The 16,150-nt window shown below is 43.2% G+C and carries 14 protein-coding genes; 3 read left to right on the top strand and 11 right to left on the bottom strand.

The window, feature by feature from the left end:
* Position 1: 1 nt before the first annotated feature.
* The 4 genes from deoD to CRO25_RS04680 all read right to left on the bottom strand — a co-directional run bounded on the left by deoD (position 2) and on the right by CRO25_RS04680 (position 5,003).
* Positions 2 to 709 carry a purine-nucleoside phosphorylase gene (gene deoD / locus CRO25_RS04695; RefSeq protein ID WP_064637627.1) on the bottom strand — a complete coding sequence of 236 codons (708 nt, stop codon included), beginning with the start codon at positions 707 to 709 and terminating at the stop codon, positions 2 to 4.
* 159 nt (positions 710 to 868) lie between these two features.
* On the bottom strand, positions 869 to 2,305 hold the full coding sequence (locus CRO25_RS04690) for a helix-turn-helix domain-containing protein (protein ID WP_079693763.1): 1,437 nt from the start codon (positions 2,303 to 2,305) through the stop codon (positions 869 to 871).
* A gap of 574 nt (positions 2,306 to 2,879) precedes the next feature.
* Entirely contained in the window at positions 2,880 to 3,509 is a 630-nt protein-coding gene (locus CRO25_RS04685) for a DapH/DapD/GlmU-related protein (RefSeq protein ID WP_079693764.1), read from the bottom strand.
* 72 nt (positions 3,510 to 3,581) lie between these two features.
* A complete protein-coding gene (locus tag CRO25_RS04680; protein WP_256863542.1) occupies positions 3,582 to 5,003 on the bottom strand; it encodes an MATE family efflux transporter in 1,422 nt (473 codons plus the stop codon).
* A 91-nt stretch (positions 5,004 to 5,094) separates the two neighbouring features.
* Between CRO25_RS04680 and CRO25_RS04675 the strand changes: the two genes are divergently transcribed.
* Positions 5,095 to 5,994 (top strand): AraC family transcriptional regulator, encoded by a 900-nt coding sequence (locus CRO25_RS04675; protein ID WP_063563665.1) that lies wholly within the window; start codon positions 5,095 to 5,097, stop codon positions 5,992 to 5,994.
* A gap of 274 nt (positions 5,995 to 6,268) precedes the next feature.
* Here the strand turns inward: CRO25_RS04675 and CRO25_RS04670 are convergent, their stop codons facing one another.
* Positions 6,269 to 7,174 carry a LysR family transcriptional regulator gene (locus CRO25_RS04670; protein ID WP_079693765.1) on the bottom strand — a complete coding sequence of 302 codons (906 nt, stop codon included), beginning with the start codon at positions 7,172 to 7,174 and terminating at the stop codon, positions 6,269 to 6,271.
* Positions 7,175 to 7,303: 129 nt separating this feature from the next.
* On the opposite strand from CRO25_RS04670, the gene CRO25_RS04665 reads away from it, so the two are divergent.
* Positions 7,304 to 8,317, top strand: a complete 1,014-nt coding sequence (locus tag CRO25_RS04665; protein ID WP_072733132.1) for an alpha/beta fold hydrolase — start codon at positions 7,304 to 7,306, stop codon at positions 8,315 to 8,317.
* A gap of 68 nt (positions 8,318 to 8,385) precedes the next feature.
* Here CRO25_RS04665 and CRO25_RS04660 read toward each other — a convergent pair whose 3' ends face one another.
* Positions 8,386 to 8,814 (bottom strand): MarR family winged helix-turn-helix transcriptional regulator, encoded by a 429-nt coding sequence (locus tag CRO25_RS04660; protein WP_063563662.1) that lies wholly within the window; start codon positions 8,812 to 8,814, stop codon positions 8,386 to 8,388.
* 158 nt (positions 8,815 to 8,972) lie between these two features.
* Here CRO25_RS04660 and CRO25_RS04655 point away from each other — a divergent pair, with 158 nt between their 5' ends.
* Complete coding sequence (locus CRO25_RS04655; protein ID WP_079693766.1) at positions 8,973 to 10,283, top strand: amidohydrolase family protein; 1,311 nt, start codon at positions 8,973 to 8,975, stop codon at positions 10,281 to 10,283.
* Between the two features lie 173 nt (positions 10,284 to 10,456).
* Here the strand turns inward: CRO25_RS04655 and CRO25_RS04650 are convergent, their stop codons facing one another.
* The 5 genes from CRO25_RS04650 to CRO25_RS04630 form a co-directional block, all read right to left on the bottom strand.
* Positions 10,457 to 11,443 carry a glycoside hydrolase family 43 protein gene (locus CRO25_RS04650; RefSeq protein ID WP_063563660.1) on the bottom strand — a complete coding sequence of 329 codons (987 nt, stop codon included), beginning with the start codon at positions 11,441 to 11,443 and terminating at the stop codon, positions 10,457 to 10,459.
* Between the two features lie 88 nt (positions 11,444 to 11,531).
* Complete coding sequence (locus CRO25_RS04645) at positions 11,532 to 12,554, bottom strand: endo-1,4-beta-xylanase (protein WP_072733134.1); 1,023 nt, start codon at positions 12,552 to 12,554, stop codon at positions 11,532 to 11,534.
* A 51-nt stretch (positions 12,555 to 12,605) separates the two neighbouring features.
* A complete protein-coding gene (locus tag CRO25_RS04640) occupies positions 12,606 to 14,162 on the bottom strand; it encodes a glycoside hydrolase family 43 protein (protein ID WP_079693767.1) in 1,557 nt (518 codons plus the stop codon).
* Complete coding sequence (locus CRO25_RS04635; protein ID WP_079693768.1) at positions 14,163 to 15,116, bottom strand: carbohydrate ABC transporter permease; 954 nt, start codon at positions 15,114 to 15,116, stop codon at positions 14,163 to 14,165.
* Positions 15,116 to 16,081 (bottom strand): sugar ABC transporter permease, encoded by a 966-nt coding sequence (locus CRO25_RS04630; RefSeq protein ID WP_079693769.1) that lies wholly within the window; start codon positions 16,079 to 16,081, stop codon positions 15,116 to 15,118. The genes CRO25_RS04635 and CRO25_RS04630 overlap by 1 nt, the downstream gene beginning before the upstream one ends.
* Positions 16,082 to 16,150: the final 69 nt, after the last annotated feature.

Genomic DNA, 16,150 nt, shown 5'->3' with positions numbered 1-16,150 from the left:
ATTAGCTCTCAATGGCTGTGTTAAGAGCGATTTCGACCATTTCATAAAATGATTGTTCACTTTCTTGATGAGTTAAGTGCTCCTGTGTTAACAATTGACTACCTACTGTCAAAATAGATAGCGCTTTCACGCCATATTTAGCGGCTAACGTATATAGGGCTGTGCTTTCCATTTCAACTCCTAATACACCAAAATCCATAAACTTGTGAAGTCGATCTAAGCTCTCACGGTAGAATTCATCGGAGTTATAGATGTTGCCGACAAAGACATTTACTTGTTTAGCTTGTGCTTGTTGATACGCTTTCATTAACAATGAGAAATCTGCTGTAGGTGCATAATTACAGCCATGGAAGATCTTATCCGTCATATTACTATCTGAAGACACGGATTGGGCTATTACAATATCGCGGATATTAATTTCTTTCTGCATCGCGCCACATGTACCAATACGAATCAATTTCTTCACTTCATAATCGACAATCAATTCCGTTGCATAGATGCTCATCGATGGATTTCCCATCCCTGTCCCCTGAACTGATACCCGTATCCCCTTGTATAATCCAGTGTACCCATACATGCCTCTTACTTCGTTATAACAATTGGCCTCATCTAAAAAGTGTTCTGCTACAAATTTTGCACGTAAAGGATCTCCTGGAAGCAAAACGATGTCCGCTATTTCTCCTTTTTTCGCGCCTAAATGCCTACTCATATTTCTGCCTCCTACTCTCAATGTTGAACTCAGGCTTACCGAAATCTCTTCCGCTTGCCTTCAAGAAAATCTGTTCGGAAAGTACATTGAGCATAAGATTTTTCAGCATAACAAACTAGACCAAAATCTTACGAAGGATACGGGAAATAATTGATCAAATTATAAAAGTAATTCTTTACGAATATTGTCCAGATCTCTTTTAGACGGGATCGTAGAGATAATAACAACAGGCACGGTCTGCAATGCAACAGGGATATTACTAATGACAAAATCGATCTGATGTTGCTGCATCATTTCGTCGGAGAGCCCTTTCATTATGGAAGTATTGATGATCAGCTGATCCCCAATTTCCTTCTTGATCAAATCCGCTATGTAATGACGAATTGAAAATTCTTCTCCAATTACCAAGAAGGCCCTTTTCCTTTTATAACGTAAATTGGAACGAACAATTAAGGTTAGCTTGGTTAAATGAAAATTATTGTACAAGACGGCTGGATAAGCTTTACTCCACGTTTGCATGCAGGTTTGCAGTTCTTGATAAAGCTGTTGGCATTCCTTTTGAACATAAGCCGTTAAATTACTTTGTGAAATCATCATCCATTCAGGAATTGCATTATCGATTAATAACTTGTCAAAGAATGCGTATATCTCCAATAGAAATCGTTCTTCCATTTCCAAGTTAGGGTATACTTTGGCTAGTAGCCTTAGAAGCAGATTACCCATTTGATATTCTTCTTTGTCCTTATGCAATTCAACTTCTTTCATCGGCGTTATTTCTGATCCTTCATAATAATGATATTGGCTGAGACTGACCAGGGATTGCATAAAGTAAATTTCACTATGGGGAAAATCAATGGTAAGCTTCTCTCCAAGACTCTGGGCGAGGGTCTTCACAGGCATATAAAACATCCCCTTTTCCCAAGGGTAAGCACTTTCGTCGATTTTTACGTATTTCCCTTTAGCGACTCTTTCCACAACAATGGCCAACAAAAAGGATAATCTCCGTTTGGAATTGATAAAATACACAATATTTTTCTCATTCTCTGTATTTGTGATTAACTGATTGATATATGCAAAATCGACATTCGCAAAGGGCCATCCTGTGAACTCATACGCATCACAATATAACTTCCAATAGAAATATCGAATATTCATTTCATTCCCTTTGATCATCGGGGTTGAATATGTAATGCGTAACTTATACGCTTTTAGATCATTATTATTTAATTGCACGATCAGTTTCTTCAACGACGAGGTACTCATAAACATAACTCCGGCAAGCTCCTCCACGGACAGTCGATCCACATTCGTGAACAAAATATTCATCAGTCGATAAAAGATGGTTTGTCTGAACATTGAAGAAATCACTTCACTCATCGTCTCACTTCGTCCATCACGCCGAAGAACGATTCCCTTTCCTCTAGAAACTTCTATGGTTACCGTAGGGGGTAATTGCTTGCTGATTTCCTCTACCATTTTACGTATGGTTTTATCGGAGATACCTAAACTTTTTTCAACTTCGGCTAAGGTAAACCATCTTTGTTCCGTATCAAGCAGCGTTAATAGTTGATTAGCTAATGTAAATCCTTTATCCATGTTTCCACCCTATTTCAATGTGATTTGAATGTCATCGTGTTTTTGGCTAATGAAACGTCAATTCCCTCATAAGAAAAGAATCGGCTCTTTAATGTATTTAAATACGATCTATGATAAACCAGTGTGAATAAGCTTAAGCTATCCAATGCGTTAGTTCAATCCATATACAAGTCGACCCTTTCGGCCACACCATTGATATGATTTTCCTTTTTTATCCATGAAAAAATCCCCTCCGCTAGACAAGATTAAGTCCATCTTAACAGATGTCTTTTTTTTCTTGTCTACGAAAAGGGGATAAAAGCAATTTATATCTATAGATCTTATACTTTAATATTCAATTTGTGTTGTCTTCATAAAGATTAAGATTTCTTTCAAATTGTTCTTCTAAATGCTCTGCGTAACTGACAACTCGTGGGGATTCCAATAACCTACCTACTACACAATATAATCCAATCAAAATACATACAGATATAATGATTTCAACAATGAATGGCATCATTCTTCCATATTCTCTCCTTACCAGGTAACGTCTAAGTCAGCCCACGTTAGATTTGATTATTTGCTTGGTTATCCACTACCATTCGACTTGGTCGAAACGCATGTTTTTGTAGTAATACTCTCTGTCATGATCGGTGATTTCACGAAGGACCCTGCAGGGATTACCCACAGCGATAACATTACTAGGAATATCCTTGGTTACCACGCTTCCTGCACCGATCACACTACCCGCACCAATAGTAACTCCTGGCACAATCACAGCGCAGCTACCGATCCAAGCACCATTCTCGATGACTACCGGTAGGGCGAACATTCCACCTTCTTTGCGCTTTTCTGGATGTACTGGATGATTGGTTACAGCAATCGTGACATTCGGACCAAACATGACATCGTTTCCAATCGTGACTTTATAGTCATCGACAACAGTTAAATTAAAGTTGATATAGACGTTGTTGCCTACTGTAGTGTTTGATCCATACGACATCCGAATAGGAGGTTCCATCCAAACATTTTCACCAATACTACCGAAAAGTTGTTCCATCAGAGTCTTACGCATTTCAATATCATCGGGATGTAAGCGATTGATCTCATAACATAGTGCCTTTCCTCGTTGACGCGCCCGAGCCAGATCAGAAGCTTCCTGTGGATAATTCGCATCGTGATCCGTAAACAGTTGTCGGCTTGCCATTCGTTCTGTAATATTCATGCCTTAGTCTCCTCTGAATTTAATCTAATCTATTTATTTTAGTTGACCTTACATTCTTTGACCGTCTATTTCTTAACCTACTGGTGAAAAAGTCCTTGTAATATTATTTAGCCATTTGAATTGGCGATAACGGTAAAATGCCAATGGCAACTTAATGATCTCATCCAAACTAATGACGATATATAATACAAGGGGTGATACGTGCCAGACAAAAGCACAGAGATAACCAAGCGGCAAAATAATACCCCACATTACAATCGAATCACACCAAAAGCCAAATTTAGAGTCACCACCTGCAGTAAATATTCCTGAGATATTAGTTGCATTAATGGATTTAGCAATACAATAAAATGCACTGATATATAACATTCCATCCAAGTAGTTTTGAGAAATGACATTTAGATTTACTACGGAGAAAACAAGCGGTTTTATCAGGATAATTGTACATCCTGCTAATACTCCAAATAGTAAAGCATAAAGATTCATTCTGCTTCCCACCTGTTTTGCTTTGTCGATCTCCCCTTTACCTAGATATTTCCCAACCAATATAGATCCCCCACTAGCAATACCTCCACACAGGACAATGGTTAAATTCTTAACCACGGATGCAACAGAATTCGCTGCAACCATATCAGCACTTACATGTCCAATAATTGCGGCAGTCGCAGTTAGTGCCCCTCCCCAAACAATGTAATTGCCTTGTACAGGCATGGTGTATTTCAGGAAATCCTTTAGGAGATTGCGCTGAATTCCATCCCATATGGGAAAACGAAAACGAATCGATCCTCTCGTCACTGAGTATATAACACAGCAGCCCAACTCAATAAACCGAGCTAAAACTGTAGCAAGAGCTACCGCCATGATTGCCATTTCAGGTCTGTCTGGGAAAAGGACAAAGATACATAACGCATTAAACAAAATGTTTAACATTAAACATAGTGAACTAATCCAAGCGCTTAGTTTTGCATTTTCCATACTTCTAATCACGCTAAGATACATTTGTGAAATGCCCATTGCAAGATAAGAAAACGAATTCATCTTTAGAAATATTGAACCAAATCGAATTAATTCACTATCATTTGTAAAAAAACGCATTAACGTTTCAGGATATAAAAAAGATACTAAAAAAAACAAAATAGAGATACTAAATGAGAACAAGCAGGCCGTGCTGAGAATACGCTGTATGGTTTGTACATCCTTCTTCCCCCAATATTGTGCAGTCAAAACCCCTGCTCCCGTAGCCATTCCCATGTAAAACAATGTTAATGCGAAGGTGATTTGTCCCGCTAGCGATACGGCCGACATTGTAGATTGGCTAATCATTCCCAACATAACTACATCAGCTGATATAACTGTGGCTGAGATTAGATTTTGTAATGCAATGGGAATGACAAGCGTGATTAATTCCTTATTAAAATCTCGCGTCATAGGAGTAGTTAACTGTATGCGCTTTTTCTTTTTAACGTACATCCACTCCTCTCTGTTGGTATCCATATTATCAAGATAGGATAAATTCATTGTCCTTTCCATAAATATTGGCTATACTTTTGTCAAAATCGTATATTTATTGGAGGCACTTTGTTGGATGAAAAATTTAGAGGTATTTTCTGATTTATCGGAAAGATTGAATTATAATCTACCTGACCTACCCTTGTATGTCCGGAGAGGAAGCTTGAATGAATTTGATAATTTTGCAGCTGCCGCTCATTGGCATTCGGATGTTGAGTTCATTTACATTCTGGAAGGCTCCATGGAGTATTCTGTTAACGGACAGACCATTAAATTAGAGCAAGGAAATGGGATTTTTGTGAATAGCCATCGTTTGCATTTTGGTTTTTCTCACAGTCATTGTAATTGTTCATTTATCGTTATAGTGATCCATTCCTCTCTCATCGGGGAAGGTTCGTTCATACGAGCTTACTGGGAAGAGAAGTTTGGGCCAAACATGGATGATTTTGTATTACTAGCAGAACAGATCTCCTGGCAGCACGAGATATTGTTATCCATTCAAGCGATCTATGCTGAAATGCATAATAGCTTTGCTCCAAATCCGTTCCGCTTAACTTCTCAGGCTTTATCTTTATGTGCTGGTATTGGAGATCACTTGCAACCGAAGGTGGGAGATAGCCACGATGTGCAATTATGGACAAATATTCAGCAAATGACTCGATTCATTCATCAAAACTACGAGCAAAAAATAACTCTTGAAGACATTGCGTCCTCAGGAGCCGTTTGTCGAAGCCGCTGCTGTACTTTATTTAATAAATACGTGGGTCAAACTCCCAACAACTATCTAACTCGATACCGCCTTCATAAAAGTTGTGAGATGTTGAGGGAAACCAAAAGATCTGTGAGTGAAATCGCACTTGCCTGCGGCTTTCAAAGTGTGAGCTACTTCTCATCCCTTTTTCGCAAGCACATAGGATTAGTCCCGCTAGCATATCGAAAAAGCGACATAAATGGCTTAAGTAAAACGGAGAATTAAACCTATAAATTACTTACAGTGGACCTTTTAACAACACGATTTAAAGTTCAGTTCTGTCCCGCCAAGCAAACCAGTATCTAAAAAAAGATTTTCCACAGTTAGCGATCTTCCCTCGCGTGGGAAAAGAACTTGTAGCAATAAAACAAAAAAGCCGCTGAATTAGCGACCATCTTTATCTTTTTTTCATTTTCAACGTATCTATTCTCGGGTTAACGCGACCCTCCTTAGAATCCTTTCACGGGCTTTGCCTTTGGTGTTCTTGGTGTTCTCCCTCTTATGAGCCAGATACTTCTTCCGTTTTCAACTCACTCTTTGCGATATCGATGAAGGCAGCCATTGATGGAGAAATCCATTTCTCACGATGCCAGAGCATCTGTGCGGAAAAGGATACATCCGATAAATCCCACGGTAAAGCAACTAGTCTACCCTCTCTTAATTCTTCCTTCAAAGCCATCTCAGGTAACAGGGCTATCCCAAGACCAGCCCCAGCACATTGTTTAATTGCTTCGACACTATGAAACTCCAGTTCTGTCAAAGCATCGGCGCCTTTTTTCAATAAGGACTGGTTAAAAGGAGTGCGATAAGAACAGTTTTTTTCAGTCAACAAAAAATGCTGTTTGTGAAAGTCATCAATGATCAATGAGGAGTGCGTTGCTAACATATGATCTGGAGAAACCACCATTTTAAAATACTCATCTTTCAAAAATTCTGAATGAAGATCTTTGGCTGCAACGAATTCATCCAATACAAATATCACATCTGTAAGTCCTTCTCTTAGGCTGTTTCTAAGCTCTTGTCCGGACAAGGGACGAAACAAAAGACGAACGTCTGGGTAGTTCTCCCGGAAGCGTTTGAACAAAGCAGGAAGAAAGTATGCACAAATAACTTCGTCTGCCCCGATAGTAACCGTTCCTGTCGTTTCCCCGTGCTGACTTGATACACACTTGGCCTCTTCTACATCGTTCAGGATTTTAGTAGCATAAGGCAAGAATTGTTGGCCGGCATCCGTTAACATGACATTTTTGCCTAGTCGATCCAGCAATTTTACGCCCAACTCTTCTTCCAAGGATTTGATCTGCATGGTTATGGTAGATGGTACATAGCTCAATAGTTCAGCAGTCCGACTAAAGCTGCGTGTAGAAGCCAGAGTCCAAAAGGTTTTTAGTTGACGTATTTCCATAATCGAACACCTTCTTTGTTCAAAAAAATTGAATGTTACCTTCAAAAACGTTTCGTTGAATTGATGATAAGCGTATTGTAGAGTGAAAATCAAGTTATTACTAATTTGGTTATGAAGGAGCATCCATCAATGAAAGATTATGAAACGTATCCCCTTGGAGATCTATTGCTTCAATCTGGTCAGCAACTCCCTCAAGCATTTATTGCTTATAAGACCTACGGTACCTTAAATGCCGCAAAAAACAATGTTATTGTGTATCCGACTTGGTTTGCTGGTCTTCACACCGATAATGAATGGTTAATTGGAGAGAACAAGGCACTAGATCCTAATCGATATTTTATCATTGTGCCCAATATGTTGGGTAACGGATTATCGTCCTCTCCCAGTAATACTCCCGCTCCTTTTGATAAATCCAATTTCCCTCTCATCTCTATGTATGACAATGTACGTGCTCAACATCAACTCATGACTGAAAAATTCGGTATCAGCAAAATCAAGCTAGTTGTGGGTTGGTCTCTAGGAGCAATGCAAGTTTTTCAATGGGGAACAAGTTATCCTGAAATGGTCGAACGTATTGCACCATTTGGCGGAACGGCGAAAACGAGGCCGCTAGCACAACTGGTATTCCAGAGTATGATCGCAGCACTACAAGCGGATTCAAAATGGGAAAGAGGACTTTACAAGCAACCACCTGTTGACGGTCTCGCAGCGATGGGGAGAGTTTATGCCCCTTGGGGATTTTCAAATTCATACTATTTGGAGAGATTGTATCAATCCGAGGGATACAGCTCATTGAAACATTATGCAGAAGAATACTGGGACCAAGTATTTTTGTCCTTTGATGCGAATGACTTGATTGCCATGTTACGTACAGGAATAAGTGGAGACATTAGCGATAATCCCGTCGACCAGTACAACTTCGAACAGGCATTACGTAAAATCTCCTCTCCTGCACTCGTTATGCCGGGATCAAGTGATTTGTTTTTCACTCCAGAGGATAGTAGGTATGACGTTCAACATATGTCGAATGCTGTTTTTCAACCCATAGAATCCAATTGGGGACACTGCTTTGGAATCGGTGCAAACGAAGCGGATTCACTCGTTATAGATAGTCATCTAAAGCGATTTTTGGAATTAGGCTAATTAAATAGGGACTTTCAGTGGGACTAAAACCTTTTAATCAGCCATCATTTCATAGGGAAGTGTCTTCTTTATATAGTCTCATTGATTTTGATCAACAATTTCTTTAATACTTGCTTCTCTTCGTCGGTAAGGACTTGAATGATTTCTTCCTCCACCTTTTGGAAAGAGTCTTGAAAATCTTCAATCAGTTCAATCGCTTTTGGCAATACGTATATGTTTTTTTGCCGTTCATTATTGGCCGGGATTTTACGCTCGATTAACCCTTTTTGCTCTAGAGCTTGAAGCATACTTGTAATGCTGGCCCGACTTAGATGAAACCGATCTGCAAGATCCATTTGAATAATATGACTATTTTGGTTTTCGTAAATATAATCGATTACTTTTCCTTGTTGAGCGTTTAAGCCCAGCTCTTTTATACTCTCGTCCGCTCTTTTCTTTAACTTAAGACCGATAATCTGAAATAAATCCAGATAAGGTGTTTCCTTTCGGGATTTCATAATCTTCCCTCCTGTGATTGTTAGGAATCTAATTGTAAGTAAATAAACTATACAGCGATCCTATTGGCTTGTCAAAAAAACATTAGCTCCTTGACAGTTAGAAGACTAACAGTTATGATTCGAATTGTTCGATAAACAAACACTTGGGAGGAATTCAAATGGAGAAGGTAACTCAAAATGCTGCGTTAGAACAAGTTACAGTGATTACAAATGTACGTATCTTTGATGGGGAGCAAATCATTGCGCCTAGACATGTTGTCATTAAAGGGAAGTCTATTGTTTCAGTCGGTGGAGACCTTCCGGCGGATGCAACAATTATCGATGGAGAAAATGCGACTCTAATGCCTGGTCTGATTGATGCACATGTCCACACTTCCATCGGCGGATTACGAGATGCGCTAAAATTCGGCGTTACCACTGAACTCGAAATGAACGGTGATTTTACTAAACGAGGGCGCGAAATTCAGTTGAAAAATGTGAATGACATCGCAGATGTCCGTTCCGCTGGCACAGCAATCACCGCTCCGGGTGGACATCCGGATGAATTATTGCCGGATGGAGATGAAATACCTGAATTCGTATTAAAGGAACTAGAGAAGTTATCGGAGGAAGATCGGGAAGCAATGTTAGCCGCATACGCTCACGATCACGATGAAATACCGCAAGTGACAACCGTCGAAGAATCGAGTAAACATGTGCATACCCAAGTCGAGAATGGGGCCGACTATATTAAGATCATGATTGAAGAAGGAACGGTCATGGGTGCACCTGGCCTGCCTGTATTAAGCGATGAGATTCTAAAAAAAGCCGTGACAGAAGCCCACAAGTCCGGTAAGCTGGTTATCGCCCACGTCTTGACAGCTCTTTCATCGCAACAAGCCATCGATTTTGGAGTCGACGGTTTGGGCCACTTGTTTATCGACAGACCCGAGTACACCTCCGAGTTAGTGAAATCCATAGCAGCTTCAGGCGCTTTTGTTACACCGTGCTTGGTGTTGAATTCGTCGATTATCGGTAATCCGGCATCCGAATTGGCCAATGATCCGCGTGTTCATTCCAAATTAAATTCTGATTGGATTGATATTTTGAACTCAAGCTTCAATACGTTCCCACAAGGCAATATGGAGAACAGCTTTAAAAATGTGATGGACCTTCACCGAGCCGGAGTTGATATTCTGGTAGGGACGGATGTCGCGCCGGTTCCCGTTCCAAACCTCGGTGGCCTTGCTCATGGGGCAAGTGTCCACCACGAAATGCAACTGCTGGTGAAGGCTGGGTTCACTCCGATGGAAGCTCTTCAGTCGGCCACTTCGAAACCGGCTCGTTGCTTTGGTCTCCATGATCGCGGCCGTATTACTGAAGGTGCGCGCGCAGATCTTATTCTCGTGGACGGTGATCCAACAACTAATATTTCGGATACCTTGTCGATCAAATCCGTGTGGTTTAATGGTTCGCAGCAACTAGGTTAATCCCATTCGATCTGCCCGTATATTGGAAAACTCCGTGCTTTGGCACGGAGTTTTAAGCATTTTCCTCTTTGAAAACCGTATCCTTGCCCTGAAATGCGTATTCACTCTAGGGCTCTTCAGGATCTACAGTTATAGGTAAAAGGATACGGGTTACCGTCCTATTCACATCCATTTCACTTGTCTGGATACGGATCAATCATGCGAATCGTGCCATCCGGATTGTACGTTAACTCAGCAAACTTTACGCAGCGCTTGTAATCGACGCCGCCAGAAAGGGAACAATCGTGATAGAACAAATACCACTTTTCCCGAAATTGTACAATCGAATGATGCGTTGTCCAGCCCATGACTGGCGGCAAAATGGTACCTTGGAATGTAAACGGACCCATCGGATTGTCGCCAATGGCGTACACCAGCTTGTGCGTTGTTCCTGTGGAGTAGGACAAATAATATTTCCCGTTATATTTGTGCATCCAAGGGCCTTCAAAATATCTGCGATCCTCATCCCCAGCGGTCAGCAGCTTTCCATCCTGATCCACGATGGATAACTCCAGCGGCTCCGACACCATCGAGAGCATATCTTCACTCAGCTTTACAACTTTTGGGCCGATCGCCGGAGCATCTGGAGCAGGGCCTTCCGCATGTTCCACGTAGCTTCCTGTCTGCCATTTCTCCAACTGTCCCCCCCACAACCCGCCAAAGAACATATAAGCCTGCTCATCATCGTCTACAAACACAGCGGGGTCAATGCTGAAGCTGCCCTGAATATATTGCTCCTCCGGTTTGAACGGCCCTGTCGGTGAAGACGATGTAGCCACGCCGATGCGGAAAATGCCATCATGGTCCCGAGCCGGGAAAAACAAATAATAGGTGCCTTTTCTGTATGCGGCATCCGGAGCCCACATTTGACTGGACGCCCAAGGGACATCCTTCACATGCAGAGCTTCGCCATGGTCCGTCACGGCTGAATTCATGTCCGCCATAGAGAGTACATGATAATCCTCCATCTTGTACTGATCTCCATTGTCATTCACCGGACCGTCGTGATCCAGATCATGGGAAGGATAAATATAAATACGATCCTCGAATACATGCGCTGACGGATCAGCAGTAAATATATGGGTAACTATAGGTTGATGCGGTTTAGGTAATTCAGACATACAAATGGCTCCTTCCAATAGATATGTACTCCCAAGTATCTCTTCGAGATGCTGTGGGTTAAACGAATCGATATTGATCCGTTTCATGTCACTTGGGTACAATGATTCGCGCAACACGCTGATACGCTTCCTTTGGACGATGCAACTCATCGAACAGGAATGGCCAGTTTTTTCGCCCTCGAACAGGGAAATTGTCAAGCCAGGTGTAGTCGTCGGCAGCCCCCCAGAATGTCACAGCGCTAATATGCTCCTTATATTCGTGGAGCAGGCGGAAGATGGATTCGTATTGCTCGGCTTGCAATTCCAGCATCTCTTGCGATGGCTGAACGAGATCTGTACGTCTGTCTTCAAAGCGAAATACCGATACATCCAGTTCGGTGAGCTGAAGCTGCAGTCCAAGCTGCGCATACCGCTCAATTGCTGCGCGCATATCATCCAAGGACGGATCATACAGATTCCAGTGCGCCTGCAGACCAACGCCATGAATTGGCACGCCTTGATCGAGTAATGAACGGACGAGCCGATAGATGCGTTCCCGCTTATGTGGATCAGATTCGTTATAATCGTTGTAGAACAACAACGCTTGCGGATCTGCTTCATGCGCGAATTCAAACGCTTTGGCAATAAAATCCTCTCCGGCGATATCCAGCCATTTGGATGGGCGCAGGAATGCATTTGCATCATCCGCTTCATCGGAAATAACCTCGTTTACAACGTCCCAAGCATAGATAACGTCCTTATATCTGCCAACAACGGTCTCAATGTGCGCCTTCAATCGCTCCAGCAATACATCGCGCTCCACCAGTTCGCCAGTTTCATTCTCGAACAGCCAATCCGGAGTCTGGTTGTGCCAGACCAGCGTGTGACCTCGCAGCGCCATGCCCTGCTCTCTGGCAAAGGAAGCGATGACATCCGCATCCTCAAACGTATACCGTTCCTGCTGCGGATGCACACTGGAGAATTTCATTTCATTTTCTGCCGTCAGACTGTTGAAGTGATAGGCGAGCAATGAACGCTGGCTGTCAATCGTCTTCGGACTCACTGCTGCTCCAATGTGGAACGCATCCTTGTACAATTCCTTCAGTGAAGCCTCTTCTCGAAACGAACCCATAATTTCCCTCCTCTAAATTTCCTTCTTCGCATTGATTTATTAGCAACTGAATCAGACCGAGTACTCGAACCAATCAAAATGGGCAGGTGTGCTGCTTGCCTTACCATTGCCGGTAGCATATAGTCCGACCACCGCTCCAGTAAAGCACATTTTGTGCACAAAGTCCTCCGGTGATATGGCACGTGCCGAGCCTGAACCCAATGCTGTCCAGTTCTGTCCGTCCTCGGAACAAGTCAACCTATATTCCTTCTCTGTCGATTCGATTCGGAGCGACAGCCGCTCTGTTACAGTCTCGCTCTCGTGAACCAAGTTCGACTCTCCGCGCACCGTCAAGCGAGCAAAGAGAATGTTTCGTCCGTTCAACCGTCTTATGCCAATCTCATAGTGTGCATCCTCATCCCGGCGAACACACAATCCCGCTTCTTCTCCATCGGCAACTGGCCTGAAAGTCAGGCAGGTTGTAAAGCTGGCATGAATATGCTGCTGCCTGCGCCCAACAAACGTAATCTGACCTACGTCTCCAAGACCTCCTGCCTGACCATACAGCGTTAGGAAACCTGGTTTTTCTGTAAGCGAGCATGTTCCTTCTGTCGGGTTGCGCACATACATCCATTGCGGCCCGAGTTCTCCGTCGAATTCGTCCCTGCCGACAACGATGGAAGTATGGCTCCCGGGCAAAGAAGGTAATGTCATTGGCAATCGCTGGACCTTCATGTCCAGACTCACTATTCCTTCATTGTTGTCAATGTGGGGCCACCCCTCGTTCCAAACGACCGGGGCGATGAAGGTTTCACGTCCAAGCACACTATATCCTTCCTCTGTCAAACGCACGCCAAGGAAAACGGCCCACCAGTCCCCGTGGTGATCCTCCACCAGATCGGCATGACCCAAATACTGGATCGGATGGTCCAGATGGCGATGGGTCAGGATCGGCTCAGGATAGCGTTCAAACGGACCATAAGGTCGATCGCTTCGGCCGATGATCTCACGATGCTCCTTGGCCGTCCCGCCAGAAGCAGACATCATGTAATACAAACCATTGATTTTGTACAGATGTGGCCCTTCGGTCCATGGCCCTCCATCTCCGTGCCAGACAACTTGTGGTTCAGAGAGAGCCTCACCTGTAGCGATGTCGATCTCATACTGGATGGCATGAGAATCGTAATCGGCACCTTGTTGTGCGGTCACGTACACTTTGCCATCGTCGTCAAAAAACAGCGATGGGTCAATTCCACCGTATGGAATACGAATTGGATCAGACCAGGGGCCAGCAGGGTCGGTTGCCGTCACGTAGAAATTGCCGATGCCTCTCACATCTGTCGTAATCATGTAAAATGTACCTTCATGGTAACGCAGTGCCGGAGCATAAATGCCGTCTGAGCTTTTCCGTCCGGTCAAATCAAGCTGGCTGACCCGATCCAACACATTGCCGATTTGCTCCCAGTGAATGAGATCCCGGCTCCGAAAGATCGGCACTCCGGGAAAATACTCAAATGAACTGCAAATGAGGTAAAAAAATTCTTCAGACTTCACAATGCTGGGGTCCGGATAGAATCCAGGAAGGATTGGGTTGGCATAACAGATGGTATTAGCTTGGAGTTGCTTCATCTATTCCTTCACACTCCCTACATTAAGTCCCACAACAAAGTATTTTTGCATAAACGGATATACCAGCAGAATCGGTACCGAAGCAACAATTGTAACTGCAGCACGAATGGAAATTGGAGTTACCTGTGTTGAATGCTCCACCCCCACGCCGTTCGCAACGGAAGGATTACTGTTGGCATTCATACTGGAAGACAACAGCTTCATCAGTTCGTATTGCAGTGTGCTGAGCTCCTGACGTGATGACGTGTACAGAAAAGCATCGAACCAGGAATTCCACGCGCCGACTGCGACAAAGAGCGCAATGGTCGCCAGCACAGGCTTGCACAGTGGAAAAATAATTCTCCAGAAAATTCTGAAATCTCCTGCTCCGTCAATTTTGGCAGATTCAATCAAGCTTTCAGGGATCGTGTATATATAAGTACGAATGACGATCAGGTTAAACGCACTAATCAGCGATGGTAAAACATATACCCAGAATGAATTGATTAAGTGCAGGTCCTTCATCAGGAAGTATCCCGGAATAAGCCCTGCGTTGAAATACATGGTGAGTACAAAAATGGTCGTAATCAGCTTGCGGAAAATATAATCGCGCCGACTCAGCGTATAAGCCAGCATGGTGGTCAAGAAAATGTTTAAAACGGTGGATAGTACTGTACGTGCAACGGAAACCAAAAATGCGTTATAAATTGTGCCTGATGCAAATACGGCTTTGTAATTCTGCATGGTGAAATCGCGGGGCCACAAATATAAGCCTCCTCGAATGGTGTCATTCCCTGCATTAAACGAAACCACAATGGTGTTCAAAAATGGATACAACGTCACAATCACCAGCAGAACCATGAAGATGGTGTTAAAGGTGTTGAACAGAAACGGTTCCATGCCTCTGCCACCTGGGCGGCGTACGGAAAGTGCCGCTGTATTTCCTAAACCAGACAATGGTGTTTTTTTCGTCATTATAACAGCCTCTCTTCCCCAAGCCGCTTGGCGGTCCAATTCGCTACAAGTAACATCGTAATGCTGACCACGGTCTTGAATATTCCGCCTGCAGTTGCGAGCGAATAGTTGCCCTGTGCAATCCCGTATTTGAGCACAAAGATATCAATCGTTTCCGACCAGTCCACAACAAGTCCGTTGCCCAGCAAATACTGAACCTCAAAGCCGGCTTCCAGAATATGTCCAATCGACATAATCAGCAGGATGACAATGGTAGGCTTGATTCCTGGCAAGGTGACATTCCACATTTTTTGATATCGATTGGCTCCATCAATATCGGCTGCTTCATACTGTGCCGGGTCAATAGAGGCCATGGCCGCCAAATAAATAATGGTGCTCCATCCGACTTCTTTCCAAATATGAGAACTTGCAACAACGCCCCAGAAATACTTCCCTTCCGTCAGCCACAAGATCGGCTCGTTGATTAAGTGCAGTTTCATGAGGATATCGTTGACAATGCCGTCAGAAGCAAGCGATGTCGCTACGATGCCGGTAACGATAATCCATGATAAGAAGTGAGGAAGATAAGAGATGGTTTGTACCGTCCGCTTCCACATGATCTTCTTGATCTCATTGAGTAACAATGCCAAAACAATAGCGGTAACGAAACCCAAAATCATGTTGATGATACTCATGGCAAGCGTATTACGAAGCACGCGCAAGAAATTGTCATCCGTGAACAAAAATTGAAAATGCTTGAACCCTACCCACGTTTGCTGCGAGAAACTTCTGGCCGGTTTGTAATCCTGAAAAGCCATCGTCCAGCCCCAGACAGGCACATAAGCAAAGATGATAATGTACGCAAGCAGAGGAACAGACATCCATATGAGCTGTCTCTGTGCTTTGATATTTTGCCAAGTAATCCGCCTAATTTTCGGTTTTTTCTTCGGGCGGAGCGGCTTGGTTCCCACTACAACTTCCTCCATAATATCAGGCTCCTATCCATCTTTATATTGAAAGGAATAAAGTCCAGCGATTTGTTCTTCAAAAAAATC

This window comes from Paenibacillus sp. RU5M, assembly GCF_900221055.1.
Taxonomy (GTDB): domain Bacteria; phylum Bacillota; class Bacilli; order Paenibacillales; family Paenibacillaceae; genus Paenibacillus; species Paenibacillus marchantiae.
The sequence above is the reverse complement of the archived record's forward strand: the minus strand, read 5'-3'. Positions and strand labels throughout refer to the sequence as shown.